Source organism: Mesorhizobium helmanticense (assembly GCF_003034915.1).
GTDB lineage: Bacteria > Pseudomonadota > Alphaproteobacteria > Rhizobiales > Rhizobiaceae > Mesorhizobium > Mesorhizobium helmanticense.
Genome location: NZ_PZJX01000020.1, coordinates 43179 through 59110, shown reverse-complemented (window position 1 = coordinate 59110; position 15932 = coordinate 43179). Strand labels below are relative to the sequence as shown.

Below are 15932 nucleotides of genomic sequence, written 5' to 3'. Positions count from 1 at the left end.
CCCTTGCGGGGGAGATGCCCGGCAGGGCAGAGGGGGCGCCTGGCGCTGACCTTACAATGTCAATCCCGCAAAGGCCCGACCTGTGCTTCCAACATCTCGAAGCCGGCGGCCTCGGCGGTTTGCGGCGTCACCACGCTTTCGTCGAGACACCATTCGAGCCAGAGCCCGTCGACCAGGGCGATGAAATTGCGCGCCAGCGCCGGCGCATCGACATCCCTGCCACGCGGCACGGCGACCGCAGCGATGTCCTCGGCGAGTTCGGCGCGGTAGACGTCATAGAGTTCGCGATGCGCCGCCTTGAGACGCGGGTTGACGGCGATCTCGCCCCATAGGGACAGCCAGATCAGAAGGTTATTCCGGCTGAAATAGTCGGGTGAGAAATTGGACTGCACCAGGGCGGCGAGCGACGCCTCGGGCGGCCAGTCGGATTTCTCGGCGCGCCGCCGTTTGGCCTCGGCGATCTGGTTGTTGACGCTGGCGTAGAGCGAGGATTTGTAGACCTCGACCAGGAGCCCGTCGCGACCTTCGAAATGGTGGTTGATCAGGCCGCGCGAGACGCCAGCCTCCTTGCAGATGCGATCGACGGTGAAGGCGCCGATGCCGCCGACCGACAGGCATCTTGTCGCCGCCTCGATCAGCATGGCGCGGCGCACATCCGGCTGCTCGCGGCTGAAGCGCGGCGGCGTTTTCTTCGCGCCGCCGCGCTTGCGTTTGGCAGTTGCTGGTTCTGCTTCCGTCATGGACCTCAGCTAATCGATTGCCGTCAACCTGTCCACGTCCTGCCGTCAAAGCGCTGCCTGCCGCCACGAACCGTTCAGTCCTTCGGCAGATAGTCGTTGGAGATGTAGCTGGCGAAATCCGGCTTGGTGGTCAGCGCAGCACCATTGCCGTCTTTCAGGATTCCGTTGGCGAAGAGGTATTCGCCGATGCTGGCGTTCTTGGCGGGGTCGATCGTGCCGATCGCGCCATCCTCGCCGCGAAGATAGTGTCCGTCGACAAGCGCCTTCAGCGAAGCATGGACAAGATCCTTGTCCGTCAGCGCGTCCGGGTTGGCGGCAATCAGCAGATCGGCGGCCTCGTCGGGATGATCCCCGGCGTAGGCATAGCCTTTCTGCGTCGCGGCGAGGAACGCCCTGGCGGCATCAGGCGATTGCTTGAGATAGGCGTCGCTGGAAACCAGAAGCGTCGTGTGCTGGTCGGGCACGCCATAGTCGGCGTATTTGAACGCCTTCTGCTTCTCGCCGATCAGCTGAGCCTTGACGCCTTCCCATGTCACGACCTCGAGCGTGAAGTCCACCGAGCCGTTGGCCAGCGCCTCATAGGCGGAGGTGCCCAGCGTGACGGTCTTGATGTCGCCCTTGCCGCCATCATGCCTGATGATGCTGCCGATCAGCGCGGTCTCCCAGGCGCTGCCGAACCCGCCATAGGTCTTGCCGTCGAGATCCCTCGGCGATTTGATGTCGGCACGGTCGGCGTTGAAGACGACACGCCCGGTCTCATGCTGGACGACCGCGTAAACCGCCCTGAGGTCGGCGCCGGCCGCGTGCTGGGTGTAGAAGCCGACGCCGGCGACACCGAAATCGGCGAGGCGATTGCTGACCAGCGTGCCGGCGGCGGTGTCGGAATAAGGCAGGATCTCGACGTCGAGGCCGGCCTCCTTGTAGAAGCCTTTCTCGCGCGCGACGTAGAGGCCGATATGGTTGGTGTTCGGTGTCCAGTCGAGCGCGACGGTCACCTTCTTTGCCTCCTGCGCATGGACGGGGGCTGCAAGGACCATAGCCCCGGTCAGCGCGGTGGCGACGAGTTTGATTGCGTTGCGGCGATCGATCAATTCAGTCTCCTTGTTTGAATTCAGGCAAGTTCGGGCGAAGCGCTGCCAAGCAGCGCGTGGAGAAGTTCGGCTTCGATCCGCGTCGCTTCGGGGGCGGACAGATCGCGCAAGGTGCGCGGGCGGCCGAGCGGCACGGCGATCTCGTGGATCACGCGGGCCGGACGTGCAGAAAGCACGTAGATCCTGTCGGACAGAAAGACGGCCTCCCGCACGTCATGGGTGATGAGCAACGCGGTCCAGCGATGGCGTTCCCACATCCGTTCGAGCCATTGCTGCATGGAGGTGCGCGTCAGCGCGTCGAGCGCGCCGAACGGCTCGTCGAGCAACAGCATCTGCCGGTCCTGGACGACGGTCCGCAACAGCGCGACGCGCTGGCGCATGCCGCCCGACAATTGGCTGGGGTAGTGCTGCTCGAAGCCGGCAAGCCCGAACTGCTCCAACAGCGGGGCGACACGCCGGTGGGCCTCACGGCGCGGCACGCCCTGCACTTCGAGGCCGAGCACGGCATTGTCGATGACGCGCCGCCACGGCATCAGCGCGTCGCGCTGCGGCATGAAGGCGAATTTGCCGGCAGGGTCGGTCAGGTCGGCCCCGTCGAAGGCGATGGTTCCCGCGCCGGGCGTGGTGGCACCGGTCAGGATCTGGAACAGGGTCGACTTGCCGGCTCCCGACGGGCCGAGAATGGAGACGAATTCGCCGGGCGCGACATCAAGATTGATGCCGCCCAGCACGTCGAGCGTGTCGAAGCGTTTGGCGACATGGCGCAACGAAAGCCTGGGCGTGCTCATTTGCGGTCGTCCTTACGCACCTTTTCCCAAGGCATGGACAAGCGCTCGATCACCACGGTGCAGCCAAAGAGGACAAGCGTGATGAGCGCGCTGCAGAACACCGCCGCCAGCACGAGGTCGGGACGAAAATTGTTCTTGGCGGCAAGCATGTAGATCCCGAGGCCCTTCGCCGCGCCTGAATATTCGGCAAAGATCGCACCGACCACCGCATAGGTGATCGAAATGCGCAGTCCGGTGAAAAAGAAGGGGATGGCCGATGGCAGCCGCGCCTTGAGGAACACCTGCGCGCGGGTGGCACCCATGGAGCGCAGCAGCCACTCCATGTCCTTGTCGGTCGAGTCATAGCCCTGGACCAGGGCCACCATCATGGGGAAGAAGGTGACCAGCGCGACCAGCAATATCTTGGGCAGCAGGCCAAAGCCGAACCAGAGAACGACGAGCGGCGCGATCGCCACCAGCGGCAGCGTCTGGCTGATGATGAACACCGGGAACAGCGCACGGCGCAGCGGCCGCACGAAATCGACCAGGATCGAAGAGATGAAGGCGGATGCCACCGAAAGCGCAAAGCCGCTCAAGGTTGCGGCGACCGTGGGAAGCGCGTTGTCGATCAGCGCCTGACGGTTTTCGACAATCTGCTGGAGGACGCGCGACGGCGCCGGCAGCGTCGTTGGCTTGATGCCGGAATAGCGGGTATAGAACTCCCAAACGAGTATTATCGTCACAACGAGGACCGTCGCTGGCCAGGCCGCGCCGATTGCGGCGCCAAGGCGCTTTCCGGGGCCGGTCAGTTGCCCCACGATCCTGGAGACAGGCGAATAGTCGACAAGCATGACGATCTCACTTGCATCATGCCCCCCCGCAGATCGCTCTAGCCTTAGTTCCGCTATTTCGCCAGATCGCCTCGCCAACTTTGCCGTGGTCAGTTGAAGGCGTCCTCGCAGGCGGCAACCCTTGCACGCACGCGGCTGCCAAGCAGCCCGACTGCAATGTCCACTTTTTATAGACATTGCGATTGAGAGAAAGGAATGGATGCTCGCCACGACGGAAAACCGCGGATAATTTTTCTGTTTGCGGCGGCGTCGAAAAAACAGAGCCGCCGCCTGCCCCACGCGGATGACCGATGTCCAGGAGCGGGCCGGCGCCACAAAACTTCCCCGTGAGCATTTTTCGAATGTCTGGTCTGTATAGGCGGCCTGCTCAGTCGATTTTGATGAACACGCCCTTGGTGCTGAGATACTCGTCGAGGTGCTCGGCGCCGCCCTCGCGACCGTAGCCGCTCATCTTGTAGCCGCCGAAGGGTACGGCCGGATCGATGGCGTGATAGGTGTTGACCCAGACCGAGCCGGCGCGGATCTTCCGTGAAAGCTGATGCGCCTTGGTGACGTTCTGGGTAAAGATGCCGGCAGCAAGGCCATAGGGCGTATTGTTGGCGCGCTCGACCGCCTCGTCCAGCGTATCGAAGGGCAGCGCCGAAATAACCGGCCCGAAGATTTCCTCGCGCGCGATCTTCATATCATCCGAGACGCCGGCAAAGACGGTCGGCGCGACGAAATTGCCGGCCGCGAGCGCGCCTTCCGTCAGCCGTGCGCCGCCGGTCACGAGCGTCGCGCCCTCGGCCGTGCCGGCTTCGAGAAAGCCAGTGACCCGTTCGAGCTGCCGCAGTGAAACCAACGGGCCGATCTCGGTTGCCGGGTCGATGCCGTCGCCGACCCTAAGACCCTTGGCATAGGCAGCCAGCCGCTCGACGAACTCGTCATGAATAGGGCGCTCGACGAACAGGCGCGAGCCGGCGATGCAGATCTGGCCGGAATTGGCGAATACCGACATCGCCACCACCGGCACCGCCCTGTCGAGATCGGCATCGGCGCAGACGATAACCGGCGACTTGCCGCCGAGCTCCAGCGAAACGCGCTTGAGATTGCCGGCCGAGGCGCGGACGATCGACTGTCCGGTCGCCGTCGAGCCGGTGAAGACGATCTTGTCAACGCCCATATGTTCGGCAAGCGCAGCGCCTGCCTCGGCGCCGGTGCCGGTGACGATGTTGACGACGCCTGGCGGAACACCTGCCTCGTTCATGATGTCGGCGATCAAAAGCGGTGTCAGCGGGGCTTCCTCAGACGGCTTCAGCACGATGGTGCAGCCTGTCGCCAGCGCCGGCCCGATCTTCCAGACGGAGGCGGCGGTCGGCGCGTTCCAGGGGATGATGGCGCCGACGACGCCAACCGGTTCCTTGCGGGTGAAAGAGACGACCTCACCCGGCAGCGAGTTTTCGATCGTCTCGCCATGCAGCGCCGTGGCCATGCCGGCATAATAGCGCAACATACCGATGACGCGGTTGCGGTTGGCGCGGGTGCGCATGATCGGCATGCCCATGTCGGTCGTGTCCGACCGGCTGATCTCTTCCCAGTGCTTTTCGAAAAGGTCGGCGATCCTGAGGAGCAGCACCTGCCGCTCATAGGGCTTGAACCGGCTCCACGGCCCGTCGAAGGCCTGGCGCGCCGCAGCTACCGCCAAGTCGATGTCCTGGCGATCGCCGCGCGGCACCGTGGCGATGACCGCGCCGGTCGCCGGATTGCGGGTCTCCATGATGCGGCCCGAGCGGGCGTCGAGCCAGGCGCCATCGATGAACATCTGGCGATGGCGTCCGTCGATCGGCAGACGTAGGTCTATCGAGGTCTGAGCCAGGGTCAATATCTTCCTCCTTGTGAGGCGGGCATATAGCCGCCCTGTAATGGAGGACGCCACAACGCCGCAACGTCAGACGTACGGCGTTCTAGCATTTTTTGGCCGGCGCATCCTATGCGCCAGCAAGGATTACTCGGCCGCCAGGGGCAGTTGCATTTGGGGCCTTTCGCTTTCTTCCGCCTCCCCTGTCCCGGGCGCCTGCTCGGCAGCCTTCTTGGGCTCCCTGCCGAAGAACAGGGCATAGCCTGCCGGAAGGACGAGGATGGTGAGCACGGTGGCAACCAGGATGCCGCCCATCATGGCATAGGCGAGCGGACCCCAGAAGACGGCGCGCGAGATCGGGATCAACGCCAGCACCGCCGTCATCGCCGTCAGCACGATCGGCCGGAAACGGCGGACGGCCGAGCCGATGATGGCCTCCGAGCGCTCCATGCCTCTCGCGATGTCCTGGTCGATCTGGTCGACCAGGATGATCGAGTTGCGCATGATGATGCCGAGCAGCGCAATGACGCCAAGGATGGCGACGAAGCCGAATGGCGCGCCACTGATCAGCAGTGCGGCGGCGGCACCAATGATGCCGAGCGGGCCGGTCGCCAGCACCAGCATCGCCTTGCCGAAATGCTGCAGCTGGATCATCAACAGCACGACGATGACGGCCAGCATGATTGGAGCTTTCGCGGCAATCGAGGCCTGGCTTTCGGCCGAATCCTCGGCACCGCCCTGGATCTCGATCTTGTAGCCGGGCGCCAGACCGTCGCGCAGGCCCTTCATGTCGTTGTACATCTTGGTGACGACATCGTTCGACTGCACGCCGTCCGGCAGCGTGGCGCGCACGCTGATCGTCGGCAGGCGATCGCGTCGCCATTCGATGCCCTGCTCGAGCACCGGCACGACCTTGGCCACCTGCGACAATGGCACGAAGCCGCCGAAATCGGTCGGGATGTAGACCGAGTCGACCGACGACAGCAGCTTGCGGCTCGCCTCCGGCTCGCGGGCGACAATGGAAACCGTCTCCTCGCCGTCGCGGAAATCGTCGAGCGGCGCGCCGGACATCGTCGCCTGCAGCATCTGACGGATGCGCTGCGAGGTGACGCCGAGCGCACGGGCACGATCCTGGTCGATGACCAGCTTCATCGCCGGCACCGGCTCCAGCCAGTCGTCGTGCACGGCGCCGAGCAGCGGATTTGCCTGGAATTTCGCCTTCACCTCATCGGCGATGCGGCGCACCTCCTGACGGTCCGGACCCATGACGCGCATCTGCACCGGCCAGCCGGTCGGCGGACCGAGGAACAGGCGGTCGACCTTGGCGCGGATCGACGGGAAATCCTCAGCCAGGATGGTGCGCATCTTGACGATCAGCCGTTCGCGCGCCGGCTCGTCCTTGGCCATCACCAGAAGCTGGGCAAAGTTCGGATTCCTGAGCTGCTGGTCGAGCGGCAGGAAGAAGCGCGGCGCGCCTTCGCCGATATAGGTGGCGATGAAGCGCTTGTCCGGGTCGTCCATCATCCTTGATTCGAGCGCCTTGGCCTGCGTCTCGACCTCCTTGATGCTGGTGCCTTCCGGCAACCAGAGATCGACAAGGATTTCCGGACGCGACGATTGCGGAAAGAAGTTCTGCGGGATGAACTGGAATGCCCAGAGACTGGTGGCGAAGGTCATCAGCGTCATGGTCAGCACGATGATGCGATGGCGTACGGCCCAGCCGACCGTGGCGCGAAGCCGGCGGTAGAAGCCTGTGTCGAAGGCATCGTGGTGACTGCCGGCGTGCTTGCGCTGCTTGAGGATCATGTGGCCGAGCCATGGCGTGAAATAAACCGCCACGAACCAGGACACGACCAGCGCGATGCCGACGACGTAGAACAGGGTGCGCACATATTCGCCGGCGGTCGAGGCGGCGAAGCCGACCGGGATGAAGCCGGCGGTGGTGATCAGCGTGCCGGTCAGCATCGGGAACGCGGTGGAGGAATAGGCGAAGCTCGCCGCCTCGATCTTGACCAGTCCTTCCTCGAGCTTTCGCTCCATCATCTCGACGACGATCATGGCGTCGTCGACCAGGAGGCCCAGCGCGATGATCAGCGCGCCGAGCGAGATGCGCTGCAGATCGATGCCGATTTCGTACATGATGGCGAAGGTGGCTGCCAGCACCAGCGGAATGGCGATCGCGATCACCAGGCCCGAACGCCAGCCGATCGACAGGAACGAGACGACAAGCACGATCAGCAGCGCCTCGCCGAGCGCCTCCATGAATTCGTTGACGGCGTCCTTGACGACCTCAGGCTGGTCCGAAATCTGGTCGACCGCAACGCCATAGGGCAGTCCTTCCTCGAAGCGTTGGTAGGTCGCCTCGACATCCTTGCCGACGTCCCTGACGTTGAAACCCTTGGCCATGACGACGCCGAGCTGGACGCTGTCGTGGCCGTTGTAGCGGTATTTGCGCTGGTAGGGGTCCTCGAGACCGGAGGTGACGGTGGCGATGTCGCCCAGCCGCGTCACCTGGTTGCCGGCGCGCAGGCGAAGTTCGCGGATATCGGCCGCCTTGGTCACGTCGCCTTCGACCGAAATGCGCACCGAGTTCGTGCCGGTATCGACCGAACCCGCCGGATCGACATTGTTCTGGCCCTTGATCGCATTCTGCAGATCGGTGAGCGTCAGGCCGCGTTCGGCCAGCGTTTTCGACGAAACGTCGATGTAGAGTTTCTCGGGCTGGTCGCCGATGATGACGGCCTTCTCCACTCCGGGCGTCGTCAACAGCATGTCGCGCGCCTGGATGGCGAATTTCTTCAGCTCGGGATAGCTGTAGCCGTCGCCGCTGATCGAGTGCAGCGTGATGAAAGTGTCGCCGAACTCGTCGTTGAAGTATGGGCCGAGCAAGCCCTGCGGCAAGTCGCCTGATATGTCGCCGACCTTCTTGCGCACCTGGTAGAAGGCGTCCGCCACCTGCGCCGGATTGGTGTCGCCCTTGATCTGAACGGTGATGATAGCGCTGCCGGCGCGCGTGTAGGAGCGGACGAAATCGAGATGCGGCGTTTCCTGCAGCTTGCGCTCGATCTTGTTGACGACCTGGTCCTCCATCTCCTTGATCGAGGAGCCCGGCCAGACGGCCTGGACGACCATGACGCGGAAGGTGAAATCCGGATCTTCCTTCTGGCCCATGCGCATCAGGCCGAGCGCGCCGGCAATGATGATCAGGCCGAACAGAAACCGCGCAATGCTCGGGTGGCCGATTGCCCAGCGCGAAAGATTGAAAGGCCGCTTCTCAGTGCTGTCGGTGGTCATGACGCCAGTCCTGTCCAATTGATCGGCAGCGCTCGCGCTTGCTGCTCATGAATTTTCGATCTGGCTTCCGGGCGGCGAGGCTTTCCGAGCGGAGAGACACTCGTCGTGGTGGGGCACGAGGATCGATGTGGGGGGTACATCGACCTCGCGTCTCGACAATCGGGCGCTCACCGCCCGGAAACCATGACCCACTCGACCCGTGGCTTGCGCCTCGGCGATGACGGTGGGGCTTTCATTTCGCCCGCGCTTCAGCGCAGGCTGCTGGTGGTGTCGCCATCATTCTCGGCCGATGCGGACTGCTGGGCTGCATCGCCGGAAAGCTTTACTTTCAGATTCTCGGTCATGAACTGCGTCCCGGCGGCGACGACGACGTCGCCGGGCTTCAACCCGTCGGTAACCCGCACGCCGTCAGGAGCGAATTCGGCGACCTTGACCGGCCGTGCATGGACGGTGTCGCCGTTGCGGTCCACGGTCCAGACGATCTTTTGGCCATCCTTCTGCGCCAGCGCGCTCAACGGGATCGCAACGCTTTGCCGGCTGTTGGACACCGAGGCTTCAATGGTCGCGGTCATGCCGAGAAGCACGCGCGGATCGTTTGGCAGGCTGACACGAACGGCAAAGGTGCGCGATTGCTGATCGGCGCTGCCGGCGACCTCGCGGACCTTGCCGTCGAGCGTCAGCGCGTCGTCGGACCAGAAGCCTGCCTTGACGTCCTTTCCCGGCTTGAACTGGGCGATATCCATTTCCGGAACGGCGATCAGCACTTCCTTTTCGCCATCGACGGCAACGGTCACGACCGGACTGCCGGAGCCAACCACCTGGCCGACATCGGCGGCAACCGATGTGACGATGCCGTTTCTGTCCGCCTTGAGGTCGGTGTAGAGAACCTGGTTTTTCGCCTGGTCCAGCGATGACCGGGCGGAATCCCGGGTGGCGACCGCCTGATCGTAGCTAAGGGTTGCCTGCTCGAGCTGCGATTTCGACGAGACGTTCCTGGTAAACAATTGTTCGGTGCGACGGCGCGCGAGACCTGCTGTCTCGACCCCCCTTTCGGCGGCATCAAGTGCTGACTTGGCGCTGCTGACCGAGAGCTCGTAATCGGCGGGATCGATGCGGGCAAGGACATCGCCCGGCTTCACCCTGTCGCCGATATCGACCAGGCGCTCAGTGATCTTGCCGTTGATGCGGAAGCCAAGATTCATCTCGGTGCGGGCATGCACCGAGCCGGAATAGGAGAGCTCACGGGTGTCGTTCGCCTTGGCGATCTCGACCACCTTGACCGGGCGGATGATCTCCTTGACCTCAGCTTTTTCCTGCGAGCAGGCGGCGAGCCCAAGCGTGGCGACGATCAGGCCAGCGACTGGCAGCCTGCGGATGATGATACTGGACAAGGACACTTTCGCACTCCTGCTGGAGATGAATTGTCGACACTGACACCCGGCGGGCGGCGGCTATTTCTTCAAGGCCTGGATCGCATAGTCGATGAGGTCGTCGGGCATTGCCCGATTGGTCTTGGCAAGACACTGCGCCACCATTTGCGGGTGGCACAAAATGACCGTGGCGGCGCCGAAGCAGCGCGACGCGATCACCGGATCCTGGTCGGCAAACTCGCCGGCTTCAATGCCGTCGCGGATTACCTCGGCGAACAGATCGTGGATGCTGTCGATATGCTTGTCGATGACGCCCCAGTCACGTTCGAGGGCGACGATGACCATCTCATGGACCTTCTGGTCGTCGAGCATGACCTCCATCGTCATCTTGTATTGCGCGTGCACGTAGCGCCGCAGCCGCTCCTCGGCGCTGATCGGCAGACGGGAAATCTCGTAGGCCATTTTGTAGCTTGCGCCGAGCATCCGGCCACAGACGGCCTGGTGGATTTCGACCTTGGAGGCAAAGAAACGATAAATGTTGGCCGGCGACATGCCGAGTTCGCGCGCGATGTCGGCGACATTGGTCTTGCCGTAGCCATAATGGCGAAACAGGCGTTCGGCGCAGTCGAGAATGCGCGTCACATTCTCCTGGCGGGTGGGGTCGGCCACGATGTGGGTTGCGGCTTCTGACATGGCTCTCTGTCAATTTACGAGTGACGAATTTTAACTTTCGTCACTCGTAAATTGAAACCAACGACCTGTCAATGCGATTTCGACGTACGCGTACGCCTGGTGACATATGGTGACAGAATCGACTGATGTTGCCGAAGTCCGGGGCCGCCTATCAGGCGCCCTTCGCCATTTCCCGCAGCCGGAACTTCTGGATCTTGCCGGTCGAGGTCTTCGGGATCTCGGCGAAGATCACCGCCTTCGGCACCTTGAAGCGAGCAAGCAGCGAGCGGCAATGCTCGATGATCTCGGCCTCGGTCGCCGTCCTGTCCGGCTTCAGCTCGACATAGGCGACCGGCACCTCGCCCCATTTGTCGTCGGATCTGGCGACCACGCCGCAGGAGGCGATGGCCGGATGCTTGTAGAGCGCGTCCTCGACCTCGATCGAGGAGATGTTCTCGCCGCCGGAAATGATGATGTCCTTGGAGCGGTCCTTGAGCTGGATATAGCCATCGGGATGCATGACGCCGAGGTCGCCGGAGTGGAACCAGCCGCCGGCAAAGGCCTCGTCGCTGGCTTTGCGGTTCTTCAGATAGCCCTTCATGACGATGTTGCCGCGGAACATGACCTCGCCGATCGTCTCGCCATCGGCCGGGGTTTTTTCCATCGTCGCGGGATCCATCACGGTCAGGCCTTCGAGTGCGGCGTAGCGCACGCCTTGCCTGGCCTTCTTCGCCGCCTTCGGACCCTTGTCCAGCCCATCCCACTCGCCATGCCATTCGTTGACGACGGCCGGGCCGTAAGTCTCGGTCAGGCCGTAAAGATGGGTGACGGCGAAACCGGCATCGGCCATGCCCGACAAAACGGCTTCCGGCGGAGGCGCCGCGGCCGTGTTGAAGGTGACGGTCTGCGGGAATTCCCGCTTGTCCTCATCCCTGGCATTGATCAGCACCGACATGACGATCGGGGCGCCGCACAGATGGGTCACGCGATGGTCGGCGATCGCGTTGTAGATCGGCTTTGGCCGCACCCAGCGCAGGCAGACATGGGTGCCGGCCTGGATGGCCAGCGTCCAGGGAAAACACCAGCCGTTGCAATGGAACATCGGCAGCGTCCAGAGATAGACAGCATGCTTGGCCATGCCAGCATGGATGGTGTTGGTGTAGGCCATCAGCGCCGCGCCGCGATGATGGTAGACGACGCCCTTGGGATTGCCTGTGGTGCCGGAGGTGTAGTTGAGCGATATTGCGTCCCATTCGTCGTCGGGCATCGACCAGGCGAAATCCTCGTCGCCGCCGGCGACAAACTCCTCGTAGTCCAGCGTGCCGATGCGCTCGCCCTTGGGATATGGCGCGTCGGCGGCGTACTCCGGATCGTCATAGTCGATGACCAGCGGCTTGACCTTGGCCATGGCCAGCGCTTGCCTGACGACGCCGGCGAATTCGCGGTCGACGATCAGCACTTTCGTCTCGGCGTGGTCGAACTGAAAGGCGATGACCGCGGCATCGAGGCGGGTGTTAAGCGAATGCAGCACTGCCTTGGTCATCGGCACGCCGAAATGCGCTTCCAGCATCGGCGGCGTGTTGGAGAGCATGACGGTGACGGTGTCGCCCTTGCCGATGCCATGTTTCGAAAGCGCCGAGGCGAGCTTCAACGACCGCCGCCAGAAATCGCGATAGGTGGTTTGCTGGCGGCCATGAATGATGGCGACATGATCGGGGTAGGTGCTTGCCGCCCGCTCCAGATAGGTCAGTGGCGTCAACGGCTGGTAGTTGGCCGCGTTCCTGTCGAGATCCTGTTCATACTGATTGCCCATCCCCGTCCTCCCCCTGATGTGCTTGTTGGAAACTTCTAATCACAGGCTCCCGGCCGCGTCACCACCCTTGTATGGCCCCCTTGCATGGCCAAGCCTATGATACGCTGCATGCAGCTCGACCTTGATCCCCATCAAAAGAGGGAATGTATTCGTGCTCCCACCCAAGTTTGACTTTTGTCGAGAGCCGTGAATAATGTCAGAGAGGGAGATGGCATGGCGATCCGACCGGCAGAACAGCTTATCCACAAGGCCGCATGGCTCTATTATGCCCATGGCCTGCGCCAGGATCAGGTGGCCAGCCAGCTCAAGATTTCCCGTGCCTCGGTCGCCATGTATCTGCGCAAGGCACGCGAGACCGGCATCGTCAACATCTCGACCTCAACGCAGCTCTTCACCGACGACGTGCTGGCGCGCAAGCTGGAAGACGCGCTGAAGCTCGACGCGGTCTGGATCGCGCCGGAAAACGGCCATGTCGCCGATCCCTCGACCGACATCGCGGTGCTGGCGGCCAGCGTCTTCCTCGAACTGGTCAAGAAGGGCGACCGCATCGGCGTCGCCTGGGGACGCACCGTCTATACGATCGCCGATATCATGTCCTATGCCGACCTGCAGGACGTCACGGTGGTGCAGCTCTGCGGCAATCTGGGAGCGCCTTATTCGTACCGGCCCGACCAATGCACCATGGAGATCGCGCGCCGGCTCAACGCCAAGGGGCTCAATTTCTATGCGCCGCTGGTGCTGACGACGGAAGAACTGGCGCGCGGCCTGCGCGCCGAGCCGGTGATCCGCGAGCAATTGTCGGGCATTGGCGATTGCGACCTGGCGCTCTATTCGGTCGGCACCGTCGATGCCGACAGCCACGTCGTCAAATGCGGCGCGCTGACGGCCGAGGAGATGGCGGCATTGCGAAAGGCGGGGGCGGCCGGTGTCATTGCCGGGCAGATCATCGACGCCGAAGGCAAGGCGCTCGACTGCAGCTACAACCGCCGGGTCATTTCGGCGGCGCTGTCATCGCTGCGCAAGATCGAAAAGCGGCTCATGGTCGTACAGGAGGACAGCAAGTTCGAACCGCTGATCGCGGCGATCACCGGCGGGCTGTGCACACATCTAGTGGTCGGTGCGCATATGGCACGGCGGCTGCTGGACCATGCCGGGCCTGCGGCAGAAAAGGCCTCATAGCAAAGACATCTCTTGCCGCAAGCGCATTGTCATCAAAGCGTCGCGGCATTCCTGTTCACAACGACAAAAGACAACAATCGGACGAAGCGAACATGAAGAACCTGTGGAATGACGGCAACGCAGAAAAGCTCGTTGCCGACTACGCGAAGAAGGGCGTCAGCCGGGATCTCGCGCTGCGCGTCTACACGACGCGGCTTCTGGGCGGCGAGCCGCGGCTTGTCCTGCATGGCGGTGGCAACACCTCCTGCAAAACGAAGGCGACCGACCTCGTTGGCGACGAATGGGACGTGCTCTGCGTCAAGGGCAGCGGCTGGGACATGGGCGTCATCGAGCCCCAGGGCCTGCCGGCGGTCAAGCTCGGTGCGCTGCTGAAGGCGCGGTCGCTCAAAAGGCTCTCCGACGAGGACATGGTCGCCCTGCAGCGGGCGAACCTCATCGATCCAACCTCGCCGAACCCTTCGGTCGAAACGCTGCTGCATGCCTTCCTGCCGCATAAATTCGTCGACCACACGCATTCGACCGCTATCCTCGCCATCGTCGACCAGGACGACAGCGAGGCGCTGAGCGAGAAGGTCTTCGGCAGCAAGATGGGTTACGTGCCCTACATCATGCCGGGCTTCGACCTGGCGAAAGCGGCTGCCGATGTCTTCGAAGCCGACCCGGCGGTCGAAGGCCTGATCCTCGACAAGCATGGCATCTTCACTTTCGGCGACGATGCCAAGCAGGCCTATGACCGCATGATCCATTACGTGAACGTCGCCGAGGATTTCATCGCCAGGCATGGCAAGCCGCGCACCGAAAAAGCCGTCCTGCCTGCGAGACTGGCGACGGCGGCGGATCTTGCGCCGATGCTGCGCGGCGCTGTGGCCGTGGCGCGCGGCGAAGGCCGCTTCGAGCGCATGATCAGCGATTTCCGCACCTCGGACGCGATCGTCGACTTCATCAATTCGGCCAGGATTGCCGACTATGCCGGGCGCGGCGTGTCGACGCCTGATCTCTCGATCCGCATCAAGACCGGACCGATGGCGCTGCCGGCGCCCGACGCGGCAAAAATCGGCGACTACAAATCCGTCATCCGCAGCCACGTCGGGGCATTCGCCAAGGATTATCGCGCCTATTTCGAAAGCAATGACGGGCTCGACGATGTGAAGCGTACCATGCTCGACCCGATGCCGCGCCTGACGCTGGTGCCGGGCCTCGGCATGTTCGGCCATGGCCGCACGCTGAAGGATGCGAGGATCGCATCCGACGTCGGCGAGATGTGGATCGAGGCGGTGCGCGGAGCAGAGGCTGTCGGCGACTTCCGGCCGCTGTCGAAAGCCGACCTGTTTTCGCTCGAATACTGGTCGCTGGAACAGGCCAAGCTCGCCACCAACAAGCCGAAGCCGCTGACCGGCCAGGTGGTGGTGGTTACCGGCGGCGCCGGCGCGATCGGCGCCGCCACCGCAAAGCTGTTCGCCGACAATGGGGCGCACGCCGTCATTGTCGATCTCGACGCGACGAAGGCTGCCGAGGCGGCAAGGAAGGCCGGCAACAACTCGATCGGCATCGGCACCGACATCACCGATCCGGCTGAGATGCGCGCTGCGTTCGACAAGGCCGTCGCCGTCTTCGGCGGTGTCGACATCCTGGTTTCCAATGCGGGCGCTGCCTGGGAAGGCCGGATCGGCGAACTCGACAACGCCACTTTGCGCAAGAGCTTCGAGCTCAATTTCTTCGCCCACCAATCGGCGGCACAGAACGCCGTGCGCATCATGCTCGAACAAGGCACCGGCGGCGTGCTCCTGTTCAACACCTCCAAGCAGGCGGTCAACCCGGGTCCAAAATTCGGCGCCTACGGCATACCGAAGGCGGCGACGCTGTTCCTATCAAGGCAATATGCCCTCGACTATGGCGCCCATGGCATCCGCTCGAATGCCGTCAACGCCGACCGCATCCGTTCCGGGCTATTGACCGACGCCATGATCGCCAGCCGTTCAGGCGCGCGCGGCGTGTCGGAGAAGGAATACATGTCCGGCAATCTGCTCGGGCAGGAAGTGACGGCCGAGGACGTGGCCTTGGCCTTCCTGCATCAGGCGCTGGCCGAGCGGACCACCGCCGATGTGACGACGGTGGATGGCGGTAACATTGCCGCGGCGCTAAGATAGCAATCGGGCAGCCAAGAGCTGCCTGTGTTTCCAACGACCTTGGTCGAGCGCTTGCATTGCAGGCTACGCCGGCCTATCCGGATGCATGATGTTCATGTCCACATTCTTCCCGCTCGCCTGACCGAAGCAACGTTTCGGGGCGCTTGATGCGCCGAGCAGGTTTGAAGGCGC

Annotated in this window: 11 protein-coding genes; 2 read left to right on the top strand and 9 right to left on the bottom strand. The window is 63.2% G+C overall.

The window, feature by feature from the left end; genetic code table 11:
- Positions 1-59: 59 nt before the first annotated feature.
- The 9 genes from C9427_RS09190 to C9427_RS09150 all read right to left on the bottom strand — a co-directional run bounded on the left by C9427_RS09190 (position 60) and on the right by C9427_RS09150 (position 12435).
- On the bottom strand, positions 60-740 hold the full coding sequence (locus tag C9427_RS09190) for a TetR/AcrR family transcriptional regulator (protein ID WP_107648818.1): 681 nt from the start codon (positions 738-740) through the stop codon (positions 60-62).
- Between the two features lie 74 nt (positions 741-814).
- Positions 815-1777 (bottom strand): ABC transporter substrate-binding protein, encoded by a 963-nt coding sequence (locus C9427_RS09185; RefSeq protein ID WP_107648826.1) that lies wholly within the window; start codon positions 1775-1777, stop codon positions 815-817.
- 74 nt (positions 1778-1851) lie between these two features.
- Positions 1852-2619: an ABC transporter ATP-binding protein gene (locus C9427_RS09180; protein WP_107648817.1), complete on the bottom strand. Its 768-nt coding sequence runs from the start codon at positions 2617-2619 to the stop codon at positions 1852-1854.
- On the bottom strand, positions 2616-3449 hold the full coding sequence (locus C9427_RS09175) for an ABC transporter permease (RefSeq protein ID WP_107648816.1): 834 nt from the start codon (positions 3447-3449) through the stop codon (positions 2616-2618). The genes C9427_RS09180 and C9427_RS09175 overlap by 4 nt, the downstream gene beginning before the upstream one ends.
- A 367-nt stretch (positions 3450-3816) precedes the next feature.
- A complete protein-coding gene (locus tag C9427_RS09170; protein WP_107648815.1) occupies positions 3817-5250 on the bottom strand; it encodes an aldehyde dehydrogenase family protein in 1434 nt (477 codons plus the stop codon).
- Between the two features lie 183 nt (positions 5251-5433).
- On the bottom strand, positions 5434-8580 hold the full coding sequence (locus C9427_RS09165; RefSeq protein ID WP_107648814.1) for an efflux RND transporter permease subunit: 3147 nt from the start codon (positions 8578-8580) through the stop codon (positions 5434-5436).
- A 248-nt stretch (positions 8581-8828) separates the two neighbouring features.
- Positions 8829-9977, bottom strand: coding sequence for an efflux RND transporter periplasmic adaptor subunit (locus C9427_RS09160; RefSeq protein ID WP_107648813.1), 1149 nt, complete (start codon positions 9975-9977; stop codon positions 8829-8831).
- A gap of 54 nt (positions 9978-10031) precedes the next feature.
- Positions 10032-10643: a TetR/AcrR family transcriptional regulator gene (locus C9427_RS09155; protein WP_107648812.1), complete on the bottom strand. Its 612-nt coding sequence runs from the start codon at positions 10641-10643 to the stop codon at positions 10032-10034.
- A gap of 151 nt (positions 10644-10794) precedes the next feature.
- Positions 10795-12435 carry an acyl-CoA synthetase gene (locus tag C9427_RS09150; protein ID WP_107648811.1) on the bottom strand — a complete coding sequence of 547 codons (1641 nt, stop codon included), beginning with the start codon at positions 12433-12435 and terminating at the stop codon, positions 10795-10797.
- 213 nt (positions 12436-12648) lie between these two features.
- Between C9427_RS09150 and C9427_RS09145 the strand changes: the two genes are divergently transcribed.
- Together C9427_RS09145 and C9427_RS09140 are read left to right on the top strand one after the other, a co-directional pair.
- Positions 12649-13614, top strand: coding sequence for a sugar-binding transcriptional regulator (locus tag C9427_RS09145; RefSeq protein ID WP_107648810.1), 966 nt, complete (start codon positions 12649-12651; stop codon positions 13612-13614).
- Positions 13615-13706: 92 nt separating this feature from the next.
- Positions 13707-15761, top strand: a complete 2055-nt coding sequence (locus C9427_RS09140; RefSeq protein ID WP_107648809.1) for a bifunctional aldolase/short-chain dehydrogenase — start codon at positions 13707-13709, stop codon at positions 15759-15761.
- Positions 15762-15932: the final 171 nt, after the last annotated feature.